The 18,626-nt window shown below is 68.6% G+C and carries 17 protein-coding genes, 1 tRNA gene and 1 riboswitch; of the genes, 9 read left to right on the plus strand and 9 right to left on the minus strand.

What is annotated here, in order from left to right:
• Positions 1–4: 4 nt before the first annotated feature.
• Genes DK26_RS26975 through DK26_RS26990 form a run of 4 tightly spaced genes read left to right on the plus strand, consistent with a single transcriptional unit; the run spans position 5 to position 4,697 of the window.
• Positions 5–1,717, plus strand: coding sequence for an iron ABC transporter permease (locus tag DK26_RS26975; protein ID WP_066479525.1), 1,713 nt, complete (start codon positions 5–7; stop codon positions 1,715–1,717).
• Positions 1,705–2,784 (plus strand): ABC transporter ATP-binding protein, encoded by a 1,080-nt coding sequence (locus DK26_RS26980; RefSeq protein ID WP_066479529.1) that lies wholly within the window; start codon positions 1,705–1,707, stop codon positions 2,782–2,784. The genes DK26_RS26975 and DK26_RS26980 overlap by 13 nt, the downstream gene beginning before the upstream one ends.
• Positions 2,781–3,929 carry an MBL fold metallo-hydrolase gene (locus tag DK26_RS26985; protein ID WP_066479532.1) on the plus strand — a complete coding sequence of 383 codons (1,149 nt, stop codon included), beginning with the start codon at positions 2,781–2,783 and terminating at the stop codon, positions 3,927–3,929. Before DK26_RS26980 ends, DK26_RS26985 begins: the two co-directional genes overlap by 4 nt.
• Positions 3,930–3,938: 9 nt before the next feature.
• Positions 3,939–4,697, plus strand: coding sequence for a 5'/3'-nucleotidase SurE (locus DK26_RS26990; protein ID WP_066479535.1), 759 nt, complete (start codon positions 3,939–3,941; stop codon positions 4,695–4,697).
• Between the two features lie 8 nt (positions 4,698–4,705).
• Here the strand turns inward: DK26_RS26990 and DK26_RS26995 are convergent, their stop codons facing one another.
• The 5 genes from DK26_RS26995 to DK26_RS27015 all read right to left on the minus strand — a co-directional run bounded on the left by DK26_RS26995 (position 4,706) and on the right by DK26_RS27015 (position 10,359).
• Positions 4,706–5,719 carry a hypothetical protein gene (locus DK26_RS26995; RefSeq protein ID WP_066479537.1) on the minus strand — a complete coding sequence of 338 codons (1,014 nt, stop codon included), beginning with the start codon at positions 5,717–5,719 and terminating at the stop codon, positions 4,706–4,708.
• Complete coding sequence (locus DK26_RS27000; RefSeq protein WP_066479540.1) at positions 5,716–6,510, minus strand: ABC transporter ATP-binding protein; 795 nt, start codon at positions 6,508–6,510, stop codon at positions 5,716–5,718. Before DK26_RS27000 ends, DK26_RS26995 begins: the two co-directional genes overlap by 4 nt.
• Entirely contained in the window at positions 6,510–7,448 is a 939-nt protein-coding gene (locus DK26_RS27005) for an iron ABC transporter permease (RefSeq protein WP_083533641.1), read from the minus strand. Before DK26_RS27005 ends, DK26_RS27000 begins: the two co-directional genes overlap by 1 nt.
• A gap of 83 nt (positions 7,449–7,531) precedes the next feature.
• The gene (locus tag DK26_RS27010) at positions 7,532–8,422 is read right to left on the minus strand and encodes an ABC transporter substrate-binding protein (protein WP_248310117.1); all 891 of its coding nucleotides are present in this window, start codon (positions 8,420–8,422) and stop codon (positions 7,532–7,534) included.
• Entirely contained in the window at positions 8,419–10,359 is a 1,941-nt protein-coding gene (locus DK26_RS27015; protein WP_066479542.1) for a TonB-dependent receptor, read from the minus strand. The genes DK26_RS27010 and DK26_RS27015 overlap by 4 nt, the downstream gene beginning before the upstream one ends.
• 124 nt (positions 10,360–10,483) lie before the next feature.
• Positions 10,484–10,684: riboswitch (cobalamin riboswitch) on the minus strand.
• 120 nt (positions 10,685–10,804) lie between these two features.
• On the opposite strand from DK26_RS27015, the gene blh reads away from it, so the two are divergent.
• The 5 genes from blh to DK26_RS27040 all read left to right on the plus strand — a co-directional run bounded on the left by blh (position 10,805) and on the right by DK26_RS27040 (position 13,596).
• On the plus strand, positions 10,805–12,103 hold the full coding sequence (gene blh / locus DK26_RS27020) for a bifunctional sulfur transferase/dioxygenase Blh (protein WP_066479544.1): 1,299 nt from the start codon (positions 10,805–10,807) through the stop codon (positions 12,101–12,103).
• Between the two features lie 6 nt (positions 12,104–12,109).
• On the plus strand, positions 12,110–12,442 hold the full coding sequence (gene bigR / locus DK26_RS27025) for a sulfite-sensing transcriptional repressor BigR (RefSeq protein ID WP_066479546.1): 333 nt from the start codon (positions 12,110–12,112) through the stop codon (positions 12,440–12,442).
• Complete coding sequence (locus DK26_RS27030) at positions 12,439–12,849, plus strand: YeeE/YedE family protein (RefSeq protein ID WP_066479548.1); 411 nt, start codon at positions 12,439–12,441, stop codon at positions 12,847–12,849. Before bigR ends, DK26_RS27030 begins: the two co-directional genes overlap by 4 nt.
• The gene (locus tag DK26_RS27035) at positions 12,846–13,277 is read left to right on the plus strand and encodes a YeeE/YedE family protein (RefSeq protein ID WP_066479551.1); all 432 of its coding nucleotides are present in this window, start codon (positions 12,846–12,848) and stop codon (positions 13,275–13,277) included. The genes DK26_RS27030 and DK26_RS27035 overlap by 4 nt, the downstream gene beginning before the upstream one ends.
• A gap of 242 nt (positions 13,278–13,519) precedes the next feature.
• A tRNA-Arg gene (locus tag DK26_RS27040) sits at positions 13,520–13,596 on the plus strand.
• A gap of 224 nt (positions 13,597–13,820) precedes the next feature.
• Here the strand turns inward: DK26_RS27040 and DK26_RS27045 are convergent.
• The 4 genes from DK26_RS27045 to DK26_RS27060 are packed head-to-tail and all read right to left on the minus strand — an operon-like array spanning position 13,821 to position 18,607.
• Complete coding sequence (locus DK26_RS27045) at positions 13,821–14,627, minus strand: ATP-binding cassette domain-containing protein (protein WP_066479553.1); 807 nt, start codon at positions 14,625–14,627, stop codon at positions 13,821–13,823.
• Complete coding sequence (locus DK26_RS27050) at positions 14,624–15,676, minus strand: siderophore-interacting protein (RefSeq protein WP_184231730.1); 1,053 nt, start codon at positions 15,674–15,676, stop codon at positions 14,624–14,626. The genes DK26_RS27045 and DK26_RS27050 overlap by 4 nt, the downstream gene beginning before the upstream one ends.
• Before the next feature lie 17 nt (positions 15,677–15,693).
• Positions 15,694–17,721 carry a Fe(3+)-hydroxamate ABC transporter permease FhuB gene (gene fhuB / locus DK26_RS27055; RefSeq protein WP_157089865.1) on the minus strand — a complete coding sequence of 676 codons (2,028 nt, stop codon included), beginning with the start codon at positions 17,719–17,721 and terminating at the stop codon, positions 15,694–15,696.
• On the minus strand, positions 17,714–18,607 hold the full coding sequence (locus DK26_RS27060; RefSeq protein ID WP_184231731.1) for an ABC transporter substrate-binding protein: 894 nt from the start codon (positions 18,605–18,607) through the stop codon (positions 17,714–17,716). Before DK26_RS27060 ends, fhuB begins: the two co-directional genes overlap by 8 nt.
• Positions 18,608–18,626: the final 19 nt, after the last annotated feature.

Below are 18,626 nucleotides of genomic sequence, written 5' to 3' on the forward strand. Positions count from 1 at the left end.
CCTCATGTCCTTAGCGGATGCTGCCACGACGCGTACGCGCGTCGTGGAGACCGGTCTTCTCTGGGGGCTCGTCCTGCTCGTCGCCGTGCTGTCCCTGCTGCCGATCGGGCGGCTGATCTTCGAGGGGCTGGCGCCGGGCGGTGCGCTCTCGACCTCCTCCCTCGGCAAGGTTCTCGCCAGCCAGGCGACCTGGACGGCGACGGCAAACAGCCTGGTCACCGCAATCGCGGGGACCGTGCTCGCCGTGCTGCTCGGCGGCACGGTGGCGCTGCTGACGACGCTGACCGACATTCGCGCCCGCAACGCCTTCACCTTCTGCTTCGTGCTGCCGCTGATGATTGCGCCGCAGGTCACGGCGCTGGCCTGGCTGCAGCTCTTCGGCCCGTCGAGCACGCTGCTCAAGCTGATTGGCATGGCGCCGCCGCTCGGCAGCAAGAACCCGCTCTATTCGCGCGAGGGCATCATCCTGCTGCTCGGGCTGCAATATGCCCCGCTGGTCTTCCTGACCCTGCGCGCCGGTCTGCGCGCCTTGCCCAAGGAGCTGATCGAGGCCGGCCTCGCCGCCGGGGCGAGCCCGCTCACCGTGCTGCGCACCGTCGTGCTGCCCCTGATGACGCCGCCGCTGATCGCCGGCATCGCGCTCTGCTTCGTCTCGAGCCTCGGAAATTTCGGCATTCCCGCCTTCCTCGGCATTCCCGGCAATTTCCTGGTGCTGCCGACCCTGATCTACCAGCGCCTCGCCGGACTCGGTCCCGGCGTGCTCTCGGAGGTCGCGATCCTGTCGCTGCTGATCGGCCTCATCGCCATGGTCGGCATCCTGCTGCAGGACTACATGCTGCGCCGGCGCGACTTTCGGATCACCACCACCTCCAGTGCGGCGCGGCCCTTCGAGCTCGGGCGCTGGCGCGCCCCGGTCGAGATCCTGCTCTGGACCGTCGCCATCCTGATCCTGGCGCTGCCCTTCCTCGGGCTGATCACGACATCGCTGATCCCGGCCTTCGGCGTGCCGCTCAATGCGAAAACCGCGACGCTCGCCAACTATGCCTATGTGCTGTTCGAGCACGCCGCTTCGAAGCGCGCCTTCGTCAACAGCTTCCTGATGTCGGGCGCAGCCGCGATCCTGATCGTCGTGATCTGCGTGCCGCTCGCCTATTTCATCGTCTGGAAGAAGTCGCGGCTGCTGCGCCTGCTCAACGTCGCCGCTGAGCTGCCCTATGCGATGCCGGGCGTGGTGCTCGCCATCGCCGCGATCCTGCTCTTCCTGAAGCCGCTGCCGCTGCTCGGCTTCTCGCTCTACAACACGATCTGGATCATCGTCTTCGCCTACCTCGCGCGCTTCCTGGTGCTCGGCCTGCGCCCGATCATCAGCGGCTATCTGCAGCTCGACCGGACGCTGGAGGAAGCCGCCCAGATCGCCGGCGCAGGGCTCGTGCGCCGGCTCGTCACCATCATCTTCCCGCTGGTCGCGCCGGCGGCGGTGGCGGGCGCGTTGCTGATCTTCCTCACCGCCTTCAACGAGCTCACCGTCTCGGCTCTGCTCTGGTCCTCGGGCACGGAGACGCTCGGCGTCGTGGTGTTCTCCTTCGAGCAGGGCGGCGATTCGACCTATGCCTCGGCACTGGCGGCGGTGACGGTCCTCGTCACCATCGGGCTGATGCTCTCGACCCTGCTCTTCGCCAAGAAACTGCCACAGGGAGTGCTGCCGTGGCGCGACTGAAGATCGACCGGGCCCGCAAGTATTTCGGGTCCTACACCGCGCTCGATGACGTCTCCATCGATGTCGAGGATGGCGAGTTCATCGCCGTGCTCGGCCCGTCCGGCTGCGGCAAGACCACGCTGCTGCGACAGATCGCCGGCTTCGACAAGCTCGATGGCGGTGAGATCACCATTGGCGACCGGCTGCTTTCCTCGGCGGAGCGGCATGTGCCGCCGGAGCATCGCAAGCTCGGCATCGTCTTCCAGTCCTATGCGCTCTGGCCGCATATGAGCGTGGCGGAAAACGTCGCCTATGGCCTGACCGTCGCCGGCGTACGCGATCCCGAGCGCGCAAGGCGCGTCGCCGCGGCGCTCGATCTCGTCGGCCTCACCGGCTTCGCCGAGCGGCGCCCGGGCCTGCTTTCGGGGGGCCAGCGCCAGCGCGTCGCTTTGGCGCGCTGCCTCGTCACCGAACCCTCGCTGGTGCTGCTCGACGAGCCGCTTGCCAATCTCGACGTGCATCTGCGCGCCTCGATGGAGGAGGAGTTCTCGCGCTTCCACGAGCGCACCGGCACGACCATGGTCTACATCACCCATGATCAGGCCGAGGCGATGGCGCTGGCCGACCGGATCGCGGTGATGGACCGCGGCCGGCTGCTGCAGCTCGCCAGCCCCTCCCTGCTCTATCGCGAGCCGGCGAACACGACGGTGGCGGGCTTCATCGGCGAGGGCATGGTGCTGCCGGCGCGGCTACTTTCAAAGCCGGAAGCCGGGCATTGCAAGGTCGATGTGCTCGGCGTCGAGGCGGTGATGCGCTGCCGTCCCGACCAGTCCGCGACCGCACAGGCGAAAATCTGCCTGCGGGCCCGCGATTTTTCGATCGCTCAGGGCGAAGGCGGCCTCGCCGCACGTGTCGATCGCCTCTCCTATCAGGGCGGCTATTTCCGGATGGAGGTGCGCCCGCTCGCGAGCGAGGAAACCGTGCTGCACCTTGACGCGCCCGAGCCGGCGCCGGCGGCCCCCGGGGAGACGATCCGCCTCAGCATCAGGGATGGCTGGGTCATTCCGGAGGCGGATCTGGCGGCATGAAGATCAAGGTTCACGGCGGCGTCGGCGAGAAGGGCCGCACCTGCATCGGCGTCGAACATGGCTCGACGCGGCTTCTGCTCGATGTCGGCGTCGACACCAGCGCACCGCGCGGGCCGAGCTATTATCCTGCGATTTCGCCGGAGGAGCTGGCCGCCACCGAGGCGATCATCGTCACCCATGCGCATGAGGACCATGTCGGTGCGCTCGGCTGGTGCCTCGCCAACGGGTTTTCCGGCCGGGTCCTGATGACGGCGGAAGCCGCCTCCGAGACCGATGCGACGCTGCAGGCCTATGCAACGGCCGAGGAGCGGGCACTCGCGCAGGCGGCGAAGATCGAGATCATCGAGGCCGGCACGCCCTTCCGGCTCGGCGGAATCGCGATCGAGACCGGCCGCAGCGGCCATGTCGTCGGCGGGGTCTGGTGCCATCTGACCGCCAATGGCCGCCGGCTCGGCTATTGCGGCGACGTCGTGCCGGCAAGCCCCGTCTTCGCGATGGACGCGATGCCGGCCAGCGATCTTCTCCTGCTCGACGCCTCCTATGGCGAGGACCGGGTGCCGGCTTGGGAACGCGGGCTCGCCGTGACGCGCTGGCTCGAGGCGCACCCGGACGGCGCTGTGCTGCCGACGCCCCTATCCGGCCGCTCCGTCGAGCTGATCGCGCTGATCGATACGCCGATCGCGATCCATCCCTCGATGCAGGCGCCTCTCGCGCAGCAGATCGCCGCCAGCTCATGGCTCGCGCCGGGCATTGCCGACGAGTTATCGCGCAAGCTCGCCGGCGCGCTGCTCTGGCGCGAGGGCGAGGCGCTGCCGCAGGCCGCTCTGCTCTGCCATGACGGAATGGGGCTTGCCGGCCCCTCGGCGGCGGCGCTGGCGCAGGCGCAGTCGGAACGAAAGCCCGTGCTTCTGACCGGGCATGTGCCGAAGGGCAGCCCGGGCGACGCCATGCTCGCGGCAGGCAAGGCGCAATGGCTGCGCTTCCCGACCCATCCGACCCTGCCCGAAAATGCCGCGCTCGCCGCCGCCAATGGTGCGCCGGTTGTGCTGGCCCATTCCTGCGACGCGGCCACGGCGCGTGCTCTGGCCCGCAGCATTCCCGGCCTGAACCCTGCGCCCAAGCCGGGCGATGTCATCGAGATTTGAGGCTGAACCATGCGTATCCTGATCGCCAATGACGACGGCATCGACGCGCCGGGCATCGCCCTGCTGCGCCGGGCCGCCGCGCGCCTCTGGTCCGATATCTGGGTCGTGGCGCCGGAGCGCAAATGGACGGCGGCGAGCCACCATCTCTCCTTCGACCGCGACCTCGTGCTGACGAGGCGCGAGAACCAGGTCTACGCACTCTCGGGCACGCCGGCCGATTGCGTCGTCGGCGCCATGACCGTGCTGTTCCGCGATGGCGGCCGGCCGGATCTCCTGCTCTCGGGCGTCAATCACGGCCGCAACACCGGCGAGGATGCAGCCTATTCGGGAACGCTTTCGATCGCCCGCGAGGCCTGCTTCTGGGGCGTGCCGGCGATCGGCCTGTCGCGGGTCAAGGAGGGAGGCTATGGCGAGGAGGACGTCGCGGCGCTCGCGGCCCTGCTGGCCAGCCTCTGGGCGCGGCGCGGGCAATGGGCGCGCGAGGGCGCCTGGCTCAGCGTCAACCTGCCGAAGACCCTGCCGGCCGAGATCGGGCTGGCCCGGATCGGCCGCGACAAGATCGCCGGCGCCGCCGACATCGTCGACGAGGATCCCGCGTGCACGGTCTGGCGGATCAGGCGCGGCCGGCCCCAGAGCAGCCAGCCGGGCGACGAGAACTCGCTGATCGACGCCGGCAAGATCGCGATCGTCCGGCATTGCTGGACCGATGGCGCACCGCTCGACGAGGCCCTGGCGCGGGATCTCAATGCGGAGCTCGGGCAGGGCTAGCCTCGCTGTCAGCCGTGGCCGTAATCGTCGGCGTCGGCCGAGGGCTCATCCCTGTCGCCGCTCTCGCGTTCGAGCAGGGTAACCCAGTCGCTGGCCGGGGCGGGCCCGCTCTGGACTAACTGCCGCAGCAGCACCCTGGCGGCGTGCCGGCCGAAGCGATCATCCGGGATCGCGGCCGCATCGGCCGGAGCGCCGGAGGCCATGGCCGCCGCGAGCCGTGATTTCAGGGCGAGCAGGCGGACATCGCCGTACTCGTCGAGCATGGCCTGGAAGGCGTCATGGGCCTGATGGTCCCAGGGGCGGCGATGGCCGAGCGCGTCCTTGAGCGGATGGGCCGGCACGAGATGGGCGCAGGGCACGAAACCGTCGGGCACCGGCTCGGTCGCGGCATGGGTGCGGCCCGAGCGCAGCAGCTTTGGCAGGACATGGGTATGCGGGCCTTCGGGGCTCTTGCCGTCGGCGGGCGGGATCGGCTGATAGACCTCGCAGCGGCCGAAGCGTGCGATGAAGACGCGATGCGGCCCGGCGGCGACGATCGCGCCCATGGCGGGGTTGCCTGGCTCGAACAGCGAGCGGCCGGCTGCCGCGCGCAAGATCCCGATCAGCGCGGGATCGGCGGTGCGGATGCAGATATCGGCCTGCAACGTACCGAGCCCCATGTCGAAGAGGATGCCGCCGCGGTCCTCCGGTCGGAGCGCCTCGCCATCGGGACCTAGCTCGGTCAGCGTCGTCCGGCGGTTCATGGCGCAGGCATCGGCCGCCAGGCAGAGTGCGATGCGGTGGCTCCAGCTTTGGCCGATCGCGGTCTCTGAGGCGAAGAGCCGCACGCCCGAGAGAGCGCCGAAGCCGACGCCACCGCGTGCCGTGGTCGCGGCGAGCCGACCCGGCTCGTCGGTCAGGACGAAAGCCTCGCCGGGATCGCGCTGGAACTCGGCGATGGCGCCGAAGGTGCCGAGGTTCCATGCCGTGTCCTGCGTGTGCAACTGCGCCCGGATGAAGCCGGAGATGTCGTCTGTCGTCATGATGCGGTCTCGTCTTCACGGCGGATCGGTCGCCAGGGCAGGACATAGGGCTGCCCGTGATGCTCGCCGCGTGCGACTTCGACACCGAAGGCCCGGGCGAGATTGGCGTCTTCCAGAACGGCACCGGGCGTGCCGTCGGCCAGGACGCGGCCTTGGTCGAGCAGGACGAGCCGGTCGCAGAAGCGCCCGGCCAGGCTGAGATCGTGGAGGACGACGACCACGCCGGCGCCGGCACGCGCGGTGCGCCGCAGCAGCGCCATCGCCTCGAGCTGATGCAACGGGTCGAGCCCGGCGAGCGGCTCGTCGGCCAGCAGCATCTGCGCCTCGACCGCGAGCGCCCGTGCCAGCAGCACGCGCATGCGCTCGCCGCCGGAGAGGCTGTCGAGCGTGCGCCCGGCGAAGGCCGAGACATCGGCGGCGGCCATCGCGCGCGTGATCGCGGCGTGATCGCTGGGTCCGAGATCGGCGAAGGGCCGGCGATGCGGCAACCGCCCGAGCGCGACAACGGCGCCGGCCCGCAGCTGCCAGTGCACCGTGCCGCCCTGGGCGAGGAAGGCGATGCGCTGCGCCAGTGTCCTGCGCCCGAGCGCTTTGGCGATGAGGCCGTCATAGCGCAGGCTTCCGGCATCCGCAGGCAGCAGGTCGGCGAGGACGCGCAGCAAGGTCGTCTTGCCGGCGCCGTTCGGGCCGATCAGGCCGACCATCTCACCGGCCCGCAAGCTGAGGTCGATGCCGCGCAGCACCGGCTTGCCGCTGAGGCTGACCGCGATGTCCCTGGCTTCGATCTGCATCACGCCGCCCTCCGCATCCGCTGGATCAGGCTGAACAGGAAGGGCGCGCCGATCAGGGCGGTGACCACGCCGAGCTTGAGCTCGGGCCGGATCGGCATCAGCCGCAGGGCGGTGTCGGCGGCGAGCGTCAGGATCGCTCCGCCGAGCCCCGAGACCAGCAGCAGCCGGCCGGGCCGGTGCCCGACCAGCGGGCGCAGCAGATGCGGCACGACGAGGCCGACGAAGCCGATCGCGCCGGTGACGGCAACCGAGGCACCGACCGCGAGCGCGGCGCCGCCGATCAGCCGGGCGCGCAGCCAGCCGAGATCGAAGCCGAGGCTGCGTGCGGTGTCCTCGCCGAGGGTGAGCCCGTCGAGCGCGGTGGCGCTGGAGAGCAGCAGCGCCCAGCCGAGGAGCATCAGGGGCAGCACCAGCCAGACATGGGCCATGCTGCGGTCGGCCAGCGAGCCCATCAGCCAGAAGACGATTTCCAGCGCCGCATAAGGGTTCGGCGCGAGATTGAGCGCCAGCGAGGTCATCGCGCCGGCGAAGCTGTTGATCGCGACGCCGGCGAGGATCAGCGCCATGGTGCCGGCGCCGCGCCCGTTCAGGGCGTAGAGCAGAAGTGTCGCCAGCATCGCGCCGGCAATGCCGCCGAGCGGCAAGGCGAGCAGGAAGGCGCCGGCGAAGCCGGAATAGAACACCACGACCGCGCCGAAGGCGGCCGCGCTCGAAATGCCGAGCAGGCCGGGCTCGGCGAGGGGATTGCGCAACAGGCCCTGCATCGCCGCGCCGGCGAGGCCGAGGCTGAAGCCGACGAGCGCGCCGAGCAAAGCGCGCGGCAGGCGCAGCTCGACGAGGACCAGCGCCGGCAGGGTGGCGCGGCCGGCCAGCCAGTCGCTGAAAGCTGCGCCAAGGTCGAGCTCTGCATAGCCGACCGCGACAGAGAGCGCGGTCATGGCGAGGAGCAGGGCGGTCAGCAGCGCAACCAGAAAGCGATAGCGGCTGCGGCTTTCCGCAGGGATGGCCGTGGTGGCGGGGTTCACGGGCCGCTCCTGCGGTTGCGCGGCGCGGCGGCCGCATCGACCAGCATTTCGATGGCGTCGATCACCGCCGGTCCGGCGCAGGTCCAGAGCCTGGAGGGCAAGGCGACGAGCCTCAGCCGGTCACCGAGCCGGCCGATCAGCGGGTGGTTCAGGATCTCATGGGCGAGCGAGGGCGAGCCGCCCTCGGTGGTGTTGAGGATCAGGATGTCGGCCTCGCCGAGCGCGACGGTCTCCAGCGCGATCTGGCCGTAATTGTCGATGCCGAGCTCGGCGGCGAGGTTGATGAAGCCGGCCCTGGTCAAGATCTCGTCGACGAGCGAGCCGCGCCCGACGGTGAAGCCGTTCGGGCGCAGGACCAGCGCCTTTGGCCGGTCAGGGCCGAGACGCTGCGCCAGAAGAGCGAGGCGGGCGTCGATCTCGCCGATCAGGGCTTCGCCGCGGGCGGGCTCGCCGAGCAGCGCCGCCATCTCGGCGATCTGCGCCTTGACCCCGGCGAGGTCGCGCGGCACTCCGAACTCCTTCACCGGCGCGCCGACCCGCTTCAGCAGCGCGACGGTGCTGCGGGTGGTGAAGCTGCCGGCGATGACGAGATCGGGCCGAAAGGCCAGCAACTCCTCGACGAGGCCATGATTGGCCGGGACCCGGCGGGCCGCCTGCGCCATATTGGCGTTGCGCGGGTCCTGCGAGAGCCAGGTCACCGAGGCGATCGCGGCGGGGTCGGCGAGGCGCAGGACGAGTTCGTCCGTGCACATGTTGAGCGAGACGATGCGGGACGGCTTGGCCGGAGGCTCGGCGGCGAAGCCGAGGCCAGGCCCGGCCAGCGCCGCGCAGGTCAGCAGGAGGGCGGCACCGCGAAGCACGCGCCGCAGGGCCGCCCCCTGTCTCACAGGCTCACCCGCAGGCCGCCGAAGGCGCTGAGCCCGGGGACGAGGAAGCCGACCGGGTTCTCGTAGCGCTTGTCGAACAGGTTATCGACGCGGCCGAAGACGGTCAGCTTCTCGCTTGCCTTGTACTCGGCGGCGATGTTGACGATCGCTGCGCCCGGAGCGCGCATCCGCGAGATCGAGAAGTCGCGGTTTCCATCGACGCGGTCCCCGACATAGATCAGCGTCGCCGAGAGGTTGAGGTTCTCGATCGGTATCCAGTTCGCGGTCAGGCTCGCCTTGTGCCGCGGCCGGCGCAGCAGTTCCTGGTTGGCGGTCTCGTCCTTGGCGAGGGTGAAGGTGTAGTCGGCCCGGATCTTGAACTGCGGGCTCAGCTCGAGCGCCACGAAGCTTTCGACGCCCTTGGTCTGGGCTCGCCCGATATTGGTGTAGGAGGTCCGGGCGGTGTTGGTCAGGATCAGGTTGTCGATGTCGTTGTGGAACCAGGTCGCGCCGATCTGGAGCTTGTTGTCGAGCAAAGGCTGCTCGAAGCCGATGTCATAGCCGCGGCTTTCCTCCGGCTTGAGGTTGGGATTGCCGTAGAAATTATAGGCCGGCCGTGAATCGCTGAAGCGCTGGCTCAGCGTCGGCGCCTTGAAGCCGGTGCCGTAGCTCGCCTTCAGCTTGGTCTCCGTGCCCGGGACGATGAAGGTCGGCGCGAGCCGGTAGGTGGTGTGGCCGCCGAAGGTCTCGTCCTCGTCGCGGCGGATGTTCGCGACGGTGAAGAAGCGCTCGCTCCAGCTCGACTGCAATTCGAGGAAGGCGCCAGTATTGCCGTTCGAGGCGGTGAGCGAGCGCGATTCCAGTCGCTCGTTCTCGTATTGCAGGCCCATCACCAGCATCTGGCCCTCCATCAGCTTGAGGTCGCCGCGCCAGTCGTACTTCGTCCGCTCGCCGAGATTGTCGGTCGGCAGGCCGAGAATGCCGGCGGCGTTCGGGGAGCGGTTGGAGCGATCCTGGTTGGTATAGGCGACGCCGAAGCGATTGACGAAGCGGCCGTCGAAGGGGTCGAAGACCAGCTCGCCGCGGGTGAAGGCCTGCTTGTAGCTCTGGCTCGAGCGGTAGGCGTTCGGCACGCTCGGAAAGCCGGAATCGCCTGTCGAGAGCAGGTAGCCGTCGGAATAGCGGCCGACCCAGTTGAGGCTCAGCGTGTCGGTGAGCTTGAAGCCGAGGCGGGCGGAGTAGTTCCAGTTGTCATAGGAATTCGGGTTGATGCGGCGCCCGGGCGGAACGAGGTTCGGCGGCGTCACCGGCGTCGAGTCGGACTTCAGATGGGCGATGTTGAAGGCGTAGTTGAAGCGGTCGTCGCCGCCGCTCAGGCCGAAAGCCTGGTTGAAGGTGCCGTAGGAGCCTGCCTCGGCCGAGGCGGTGAGCTTGGGTGGGCCCTCACCGCGCTTTGTGGTGATCGAGATCACGCCGCCGAGCGCATCGGCGCCATAGAGACCGCTCTGCGGGCCGCGCAGCACCTCGATGCGCTCGATGTCGTTGGTCAGCATCGAGCCGAAATCGAATGAGCGGTTCGGGGTCGAAGGATCGTTGGCGTCGATGCCGTCGATCAGCACCTTGACGTGGTTCGAGTTGGTGCCGCGCATGAACACCGAGGTCTGTCCGCCGGGGCCGCCGATCTGCACGATGTTGAGGCCCGGCACGGCGGCGAGCGCCTGAGGCAGGGTCCGGCGCTGCTCGCGCTGGATCTGATCGGCGGTGATGACGGTGACGGAACTCGCGACCTCGCGGGCCGGCGTGGGCGTGCCGGTGGCGCTGACGACGACCTCGTCGAGCCGGATGGTTTCAGGGCCTGATTGGGCCCTGGCGGCGATGGAATGCAGCGAGGTGCCGGCGAGCAGCAGGCAGGCGAACGGCAAGGGGCCGCGCAGGGCGGTCTGGGGGAGGGGGAACACGGAGGAAACCTCGGACGGTCAACGTTGTGGCACGTCACCGCGAACGCGATCTCCCGCCCGCACCCCAAAAAAGGGCAGCGCGCAAGTGAACCAGCGATCGAAACACCCCGTCCGAACGTGCTCGCGTGTGACCACGACTGACGGCAGGTCTCCTGGCTCGCGGGTCAGCGCCTTCTCACCGCCTTCCCAGGGCCGAGGTCCCAGTGGCGTATGGCGAAAGGCTCGCCGCTTACAGTTGCGGGGGCAGCCGCAGCATGGGGTGGCGAGCCACCCGCACTGCGTTCCCTTTTGATCCCGTGAGGGAACCGTCGCGTTTACGAGTAGGGCGGGAATGAGGCGTCGTCAACGCCGGCCGGAAGGCAAGCGGGATGCCCGGGGCACCTTGCGGATCATCAATATATATTATATATAAATATATATTGAAATCCAAGCGATAGGAGCGGCCATGAAAATCGTCGAGATTTCGGAGAATCTTTCGGTCGCCGGCCAGCCTGCTCTCGCCGATTTCAAGCCCCTCGCGGCGCAGGGCTTCAAGGCGATCGTCAACGACCGTCCTGATGGCGAGGAGCCGGGCCAGCCGGGCTCCGCCTCCGAGAGGCAGGCCGCCACCGAGGCCGGGATGGCTTACAGCTTCGTGCCGGTGACTGGGGCGACGATCACGCGCTCCGATGTCGAGGCCTTCCAGGCGGCGCTCGCCGCGGCGCCGGGGCCGGTTCTGGCGCATTGCAAGGGCGGTACGCGGGCGCTGACGCTGCACGTGCTCGGGGAGGTTCTGGATGGGCGGATGAAGGCCGAGGACGTTCCGGCTTTTGGCGCGCGCTTCGGCTTCGACCTTGCCGGCGCAAAAGCCTGGCTCGACCGCGAGGCCGCCCGCAGCCCGCAGGTGAAGGGCTTCTACGAGCCGCGCAGCGGCAGCGTACAGTATGTCGTCACCGACCCCGCGACGGCGCGCTGCGCGATCATCGACCCCGTGCTCGACTTCGACGAGAAGTCGGGCGCGACCGCGACCACGAGCGCCGACGCCATCCTCGCCTATGTCGAAGATCAGGGCCTCTCCGTCGAGTGGATCCTCGACACGCACCCGCATGCCGACCATTTCTCCGCCGCCGCCTATCTGAAGGCGAAGTCCGGTGCGCCGACCGCGATCGGCGCCGAGGTCGCGGCGGTGCAGCGACTCTGGAAGGATTTCTACAACTGGCCGGATTTTCCGGCCGACGCCTCGCAATGGGACCGCGTCTTTGCGGGAGGCGAGCGCTTCAAGCTCGGCTCGCTCGACGTCAGCGTGCTGTTCTCTCCGGGCCACACCCTGGCCTCGGTCAGTTACCTGATCGGCGATGCCGGCTTCATCCACGACACGCTGTTCATGCCCGATTCGGGGACGGCGCGGGCCGATTTTCCGGGCGGCAGTGCCAGGGCGCTGTGGGGCTCGATCGAGGCGATCCTCGCCTTGCCCGACGAGACGCGGCTGTTCACCGGCCATGATTACCGCCCGGGCGGCCGGGCGGCGCGCTGGGAGAGCACGGTTGGCGAACAGAAGCGGGCGAACCCGCATGTCGCCGGTCAGGACGAAGCCTCCTTCGTGGCGCTGCGCCAGGCCCGCGACAAGACGTTGCCGATGCCGAAGCTCATCCTCCACGCCCTGCAGGTGAACATCAATGGCGGCCGGCTGCCGGAGCCGGAAGGCAATGGCCGGCGCTATCTCAAGATCCCGCTCGATGCGCTGCCGGGCGCGGTCTGGGGCTGAGACGCGATGACGATGCCAGCAGAACAGATGAATGCGAGGGCCGAGCTCGCCGCCAGGGCCGGGGAGGTGGCCGAGTTGCTGCGCACCCTCGCCAACCGGAACCGGCTGATGCTGGTCTGCACCCTCGTCGAGGGCGAGTATTCGGTCGGCCAGCTCGAGGAGATGCTCGGCATCCGCCAGCCGACCCTGTCGCAGCAGCTGACCGTGCTGCGCGAAGCCGGTCTGGTCGAGACGCGCCGCGACGCCAAGCAAATCTTCTACCGGCTCACCGCCGCGAAGGCGGCGCGGCTGGTCGAGGCGCTGCACCAGATTTTCTGCACAGAGGAGGCGCCGGTATGACGGCCTATCTGCCATCGCTCGCAGGCGGCATGCTGATCGGCCTGTCGGCCGTCATGCTGCTGCTCCTGAACGGCCGCGTCGCCGGGATCAGCGGGATTCTCGGCCGGCTCGCGCTCGGCACGCAGGCGGCGACCAATGCCGCCTTCGTCATCGGGCTCCTGCTCGGGCCGCCGCTCTACCGATTCGCCACAGGGCAATGGCCGCCGGTGACGATCACCGCCTCGCTGCCGGTCATCGCGCTGGCCGGACTTCTGGTCGGCTTCGGGACCAGAATGGGTTCGGGCTGCACCAGCGGCCACGGCATTGTCGGCCTCGCCCGGTTCTCGCCGCGCTCGGCGGTCGCGGTCGCGACCTTCCTGCTCGCCGGCATCGCCACAGTCACCCTGATGAGGCTCGCTGCCGCATGAACCGATTCGCGCAGATCATCACCGCCCTCGCGGCGGGCACTCTCTTCGGGCTCGGTCTCGCCATGTCGGGCATGCTCGACCCGGCCCGGGTGCGTGGCTTCCTCGACATCTTCGGCGCCTGGGATCCGAGCCTTGCCTTCGTGCTCGGCGGCGCAGTCACGGTCGCGCTCGCCGGCATGGCCGTGCTGAAGCGCCTCCGGCGCCCCGTCTTCGACGAGCAGTTCCATTTGCCGGCGACGTCCCCGGTCGACCGCCGGCTGGTGCTGGGCTCGGCGATTTTCGGCATTGGCTGGGGCATGGCCGGTTTCTGTCCGGGTCCGGCGCTGGCCTCGCTTTCGCTCGGGCTCGCGCCGGTCGTGCTCTTCGTCGTCGCCATGCTCGTGGGTATGACGCTGCATGACCGCGTCTGGTTGCGCCGAGCGGGCTGAAGCAGAGCGGACTGAAGCGGAGGACTCTGCGACAGGTGCCAGATCGGCCATGGCGCCAGTCCTGGCAGGCCCCCGCGCCATGTCGATCGCCTCTCAAGCGCACCGGACGGACACGGCCCGGCGGGAGCCTCAAAAAAATCCACGAAGAAAGTCGCAAGAACGGGGTTGCCAAGCGCGGCCCGACTCGCTAATTCGACATCCGTCAGCCGAACGCGGCCTCCGCCGCTCCGTTCCGTTGCCACGCGCCCGTAGCTCAGCTGGATAGAGCATCAGACTACGAATCTGAGGGTCAGAGGTTCGAATCCTTTCGGGCGCGCCATTTATTCCTGTCTAACTCATTGGCAATAAACCGTTTTTAGGCGGGTCGAATGCCATGGGTAGACCGGAGGGTAGACCAAAGGTGATTCACACCTTCGCCAAGCGTGGCGTCTTCTACTTCTCCCGCAATATCGGCGTCTGGGATCGAAACCTTTTCCAATAGTAGGCGCCAGCGTATGCTTCCCGCTGGCTGCATGCTTTTGCGCGTACGAGCTGCCGCAGAATTCATACAAAGGCCAATGGCCTGCCGCCCTCGGGATGAGGCATTACGCCGACATCGATGCCGTAGATGGCGCGCAGGACATCCGGGCGAACGACCTGGTCAGCTGTACCTCGTGCGACGAGCCGGCCGGAATGGAGCGCGATGATCTCGTCGCAGAAGCACGCGGCCATGTTGACGTCATGCAGGACGATAACGACGCCGAGCCCGGCCTGTCGGGAGAGTTGTCGCACCAGCGCCAGCACCTCGATCTGATGGGCGAGGTCGAGCGCGGCGATCGGCTCGTCGAGCAAAAGCCATTCCGCGTCCTGTGCCACCAGCATCGCGAGCCAGACCCGCTGGCGCTCACCGCCCGAGAGGCTGTCGACGAAGCGCTCGGCGAAGGGCGTGACATCCGTCAAAGCCATCGCCTCGGCGACCTTGTCGCGATCGTGCAGGCCGAAGCGGCCGAGCGCACCGTGCCAGGGATAGCGCCCGAGCGAGACCAGTTCGCGGACGAGCATGCCGGCCGCCGTCGGCGGCTGCTGGGGCAGATAGCCGACCTTGCGGGCGAAGGCACGGCCGCCCCATTCCCCGATCGGTCGCCCACCAAAGCGCAGGTCACCGCCGGTAGCCGGCATTTGCCGCGCAAGCAGCTTCAGCAGCGTCGATTTTCCCGAGCCGTTGTGGCCGATCAGGCCAACGACCTTGCCAGCCGGCAGCTCCAGCGTCAGTGGCGAGAGCAGGGTGCGGTCGCCGATCGCAAACCGCACGGCATCGAGCTCGAACAGTTGAGCGGGCTGGTTTACCGCCAGCTTGCTGTCCAGCTTCATAGGTGATCGCCCGCGAACCGTTGCCAATAGGCCACCACGAGGTGCCGGTCCCTGGCCATTCCCCTGTCTCGCCGGAGAAAGGCACGTATCTCCCGAGCCGCGCGCTTCTCGCAACCGACCAGGACGTAGGGATCGTCGCAACGCGGCCAGTCGAGCGACCGGATCGCGGTTTCAAGCAGGGCTGTCGAGCCTGCCGGTGCGCCGTTACGCAGCAGCCAATGCACATCGAGGTTCGCTCGGGCGGAAAGCGACTGGCATTCCTGCAAGTCGGGCATTTCCAGCAGGATCGTGGCACGAGCCTGCGGCGGCAGCTCCTCGGCGATCCGCGCGATGGCCGGCAGCGCGGTTTCATCCCCGGCGAGCAGATACCAGTCCGCCGCCGGCAGCTCGCCTCCAGATGGCCCGATGAGGCCGATCGGATCGCCGGCACAGGCGTTCCTTGCCCACGCCGCCCCGGGCGAATCTCCATGCAGGACGACGTCGACGTCGAGCTCGCACGCCTCGCGGTCGATGCGCCGGATCGAATAGGTCCTCCGGACCAGCTCGTCCTCTCCCGCCGGCCAGATCACGCGGCCATCCTCGCCGAGGCGCGGCCAGACCGGCGTTCTACCGGAGGGCGGGATCAGCACGGAGACGTGCATTCCGTCGCGCTCGAAATGGGAGATGTCGTCGCAGACCAGGGTGACGCGCCGCATCGAGGGCGTGATGTTCCGGGCTCGCGCGACCGAGACCGCCTTGAAAGACGGGATCTCTCGCGCAGCGGCTCCGGCGCCTGCCCAGAGAAGCGAGGGCAGATCGTCCTGCGACAGTGTGAGCACCCGCTCCGCGAGAGCGGATCTCAGCGCGAACAGGGCGTGCTGGCTCGCGGCATCGATGCGAATGGCCAGCGCATCTGCCGCGGCCGTCAGCACGACACTCCCTGCCCGCGTTTCCAAGCAGCAGGACGGTGCCGAGCCGACGATAGTCGCGTGCTCGGCGAAGGCACTGACGAGCTTGCGAAGCATGAGCTCCGGCTCCTTCAGCACCAGATGCGCCGTCGTCGTCAGCATCGGAGCTGCAGACATCGTCACCGATCTCCATCCCGGGCAGGCCGTTTCCGTCCGGCCGCGATCGCGCAGGCGCCATGCGTCGAGGGCGAACGGGCGAGCAGGAAAACGAAAAGCAGGCCGCCGACCAGTGTTGCGATCAGCCCGGACGGCACTTGCCAGGGATAGGCCGCAACCCGACCCAGCCAGTCCGCCAGCACCATGATCGCCGCGCCGAGCAAAGTGCCGGCGACGAGTTGCTCGACCGGACGCCGAAAGCCGAGCTGACGCGCGAGATGCGGCGCAAGCAGGCCGACAAAGCTCAAGGGCCCGACGATCAGCGTCGCGGTTGCGGTCGCGACGGCAGCGACCAGCAGGACCAGCATGCGCGCGGCCGATATCGGCACGCCGAGCATGCGCTCGACCGGTTCGCCCAGCGGCATGATCAAGAGCCAGCGCGCCAGCAATGGCGAGAGCACGAGCAAAGAGAATGCGATCACGGCCGCCAACTCGGCTTCCGCGAACGTGGTCCGGTAAGTCGAGCCGGTCATCCAGCTCAGCAGGAATGCGATTCTCGGATCTCCCTTGGTCATCAAGATCGCCAGAGCCGCCGAGGACAGCACCGAGAGCGCTATCCCTCCGAGCAAAATGTGTTCGGAGGAGAATTGGCCGGAGCGGCCGATGAGGACGAGGCAAGCCAGAGCAAGAGCGGCCCCGCCCATGGCTGCGAGCCAGGCTCCGTCGAGCCCAGGCATCAGCAGCATCAAACCCGCGACGCCGAGACAGGCTCCCGACGAAATGCCGAGCACTTCGGGCGACGCCAGGGGGTTGGCGGTCCAGCGCTGCAACAGCGTTCCGGCCAGTGCCAGCATCCCGCCGGCCGCAGCGGCGGCGAGGACACGCGGCAGGCGCAAGGTCACGAGTGCGGACGAGAAGTCGTCCAGTCGGAAGCCGTGCCAGGCATCGCCGCCGCGGCCGAGCAGCAGCGCCAGCAGGCCGACCGCGAGCAGGACGGGGATGCCGGCCAATAGCAGCTTCGGCCGCCGGGCGGTCTCGAATGACGCTCCCGAGGATGCCTGCCTCCCAGGCGGAGTCGATGGGCGCAACCTCGACAGCAGAAACAGGATGAGAGGTGCGCCCAGAGCCGCGGTTGCAACTCCCGCCGGAATCGGCTGCGCCGTTGGCAGCAGCATGACGACGGCATCTGCGAGAGTGAGAAGCAAGGCGCCGAACACCGAGGACAGAACGAGACGATGAGCGAGCAGCCGCGCCCCGACCATCCTGGCCAGGGCCGGCGCTCCGAGGCCGACGAAACCGAGGACGCCGACGCTTGCGACGACGATGGCGCTCAGCGCCGTGGCGAGGGACAGCGCTGCCCAGCGAATGGCTCCGGCCGGCATTCCCAGGGCCCGGCTTCCGCCATCGCCGAGTTCGAGCAGCGTCAGCGGTCGCAGCAGCAGGGCGGCGAACGCCGTCGTCGCCGCCAGCGCGAGCGCAAAGCGCAGCGGCGTGCTCCAGCCGATCTGAGCGAGTGACCCGCTCTGCCAGATGAATATCTCGGTGAGGTAGTCATGGTTCAGCAAGACGAACAAGGCGGCCAGCGCCCCGCACAGCAGGCTGACGAGCAGACCCGCAATGATCATGGTCAAGGGCGAGGCAGCGCCGCCCGGCAGCGAGAATACGGCCAGCATCGCAAGCCCGGCTCCCAGCAGCGCAACCCATTCACGTCCGGCCTCGAACAGCCAGGGCGCCCAGAGCGTCGCGCCGGTCAGCGCCAGATACGCGCCAGCGGAGATGCCGAGGGTCATCGGTTCGGCGAGCGGGTTCTGCAGGGCGTGCTGGAAAAGCGTTGCAGCAAGCCCCAGGGCGGCACCTGCCAGCAGGCCCGTCGCCATTCTCGGCAGGAGAAGCTCCCGGATCAGCAGGGTGCGATGGCCCGGGTCGCCGCCGCCAGTCCAGGCGCCGGCGAGAACCCAGAGGTTGAGGGCGATCGCCAGGAGCCCGATCGAGGCGAGCGCCAGCACAGGCCAGCGTGGCTTCGTCCGGTCGATCGGCCCGTGCTCAACCATGACCAGCGCCGCCACCTGACATTGCGTCAGTCACGATTCCAGCGAAGCGCAATCCTGTCGGTGCGCCGGCAAATGGCCAGACCGCTGCGATCGGGCGGACGCGTGCAGCCGCGACGGCAGGCAGCGCCCGCCAGATCGAGTTCGCCTGCAGGCGCTGCAGCGCCACCTGCGTGCGGTGCCCCTGATCCATGTAGAGCAGCCAGAAATCGGGAAGCTCCAAGAGGCGCTCGATGCCGATCGTGATGCGGCCGAAAACCGGCATCGCCCCCATCCACGCGTTTTCGAGGCCGAGCCGATCCAGCACGTCGCCGAGCAGGCTGCCCTTGCCGTAGATGGTGATCCGCATCCCGTCGGTGAGCAGCACCGCTAGGAGGACAGTCGGCCGCCGCGTCACCTGCAACCGCTTTCGGCTCTGCTCGAAGCCGTGCGCGAGGCGGCTTTCGAAGGCTGCCGCGACCTCCTCGGCGCCGAACTCGCGCGCGAGTGTCCGCATCGCAGCGAGCGCGTTGTTCAGGGGCGTGCGGTTGCTTTCGAAGACGGAGAAAACCTGGACCGGGGCGATCCGCGCCAGCGTCTGGCGCAGGGCGACCTGCCAGCCCGAGATCAGGATCAGATCGGGCCGCAAGGCCAGCAGGCGTTCGAGATTGGGCTCTTCCGGCATGCCGAGATCGGCCACCGCCGACGGCAATTGCGGCTCCGTCGACCATTGCCGGTAGAGCCCGGTATTGGCGACCGCCACCGGCTCGATCCCGAGTGCGAGAAGGCTCTCGGCCGCCGCCCAGTCGATAGCAGCGACTCGCGGCGGGCGGCTCGCGGGTTGCGCGACGGCGCCGGAAGCCAGGCAAAAGCCACCGAGCGAGCCCAGAAGGGCTCGCCGTGTCGTCATCGCGCCACCAGCGACGTAG

It is taken from the genome of Allobosea sp. WAO, from assembly GCF_001509835.1.
Taxonomy (GTDB): domain Bacteria; phylum Pseudomonadota; class Alphaproteobacteria; order Rhizobiales; family Beijerinckiaceae; genus Allobosea.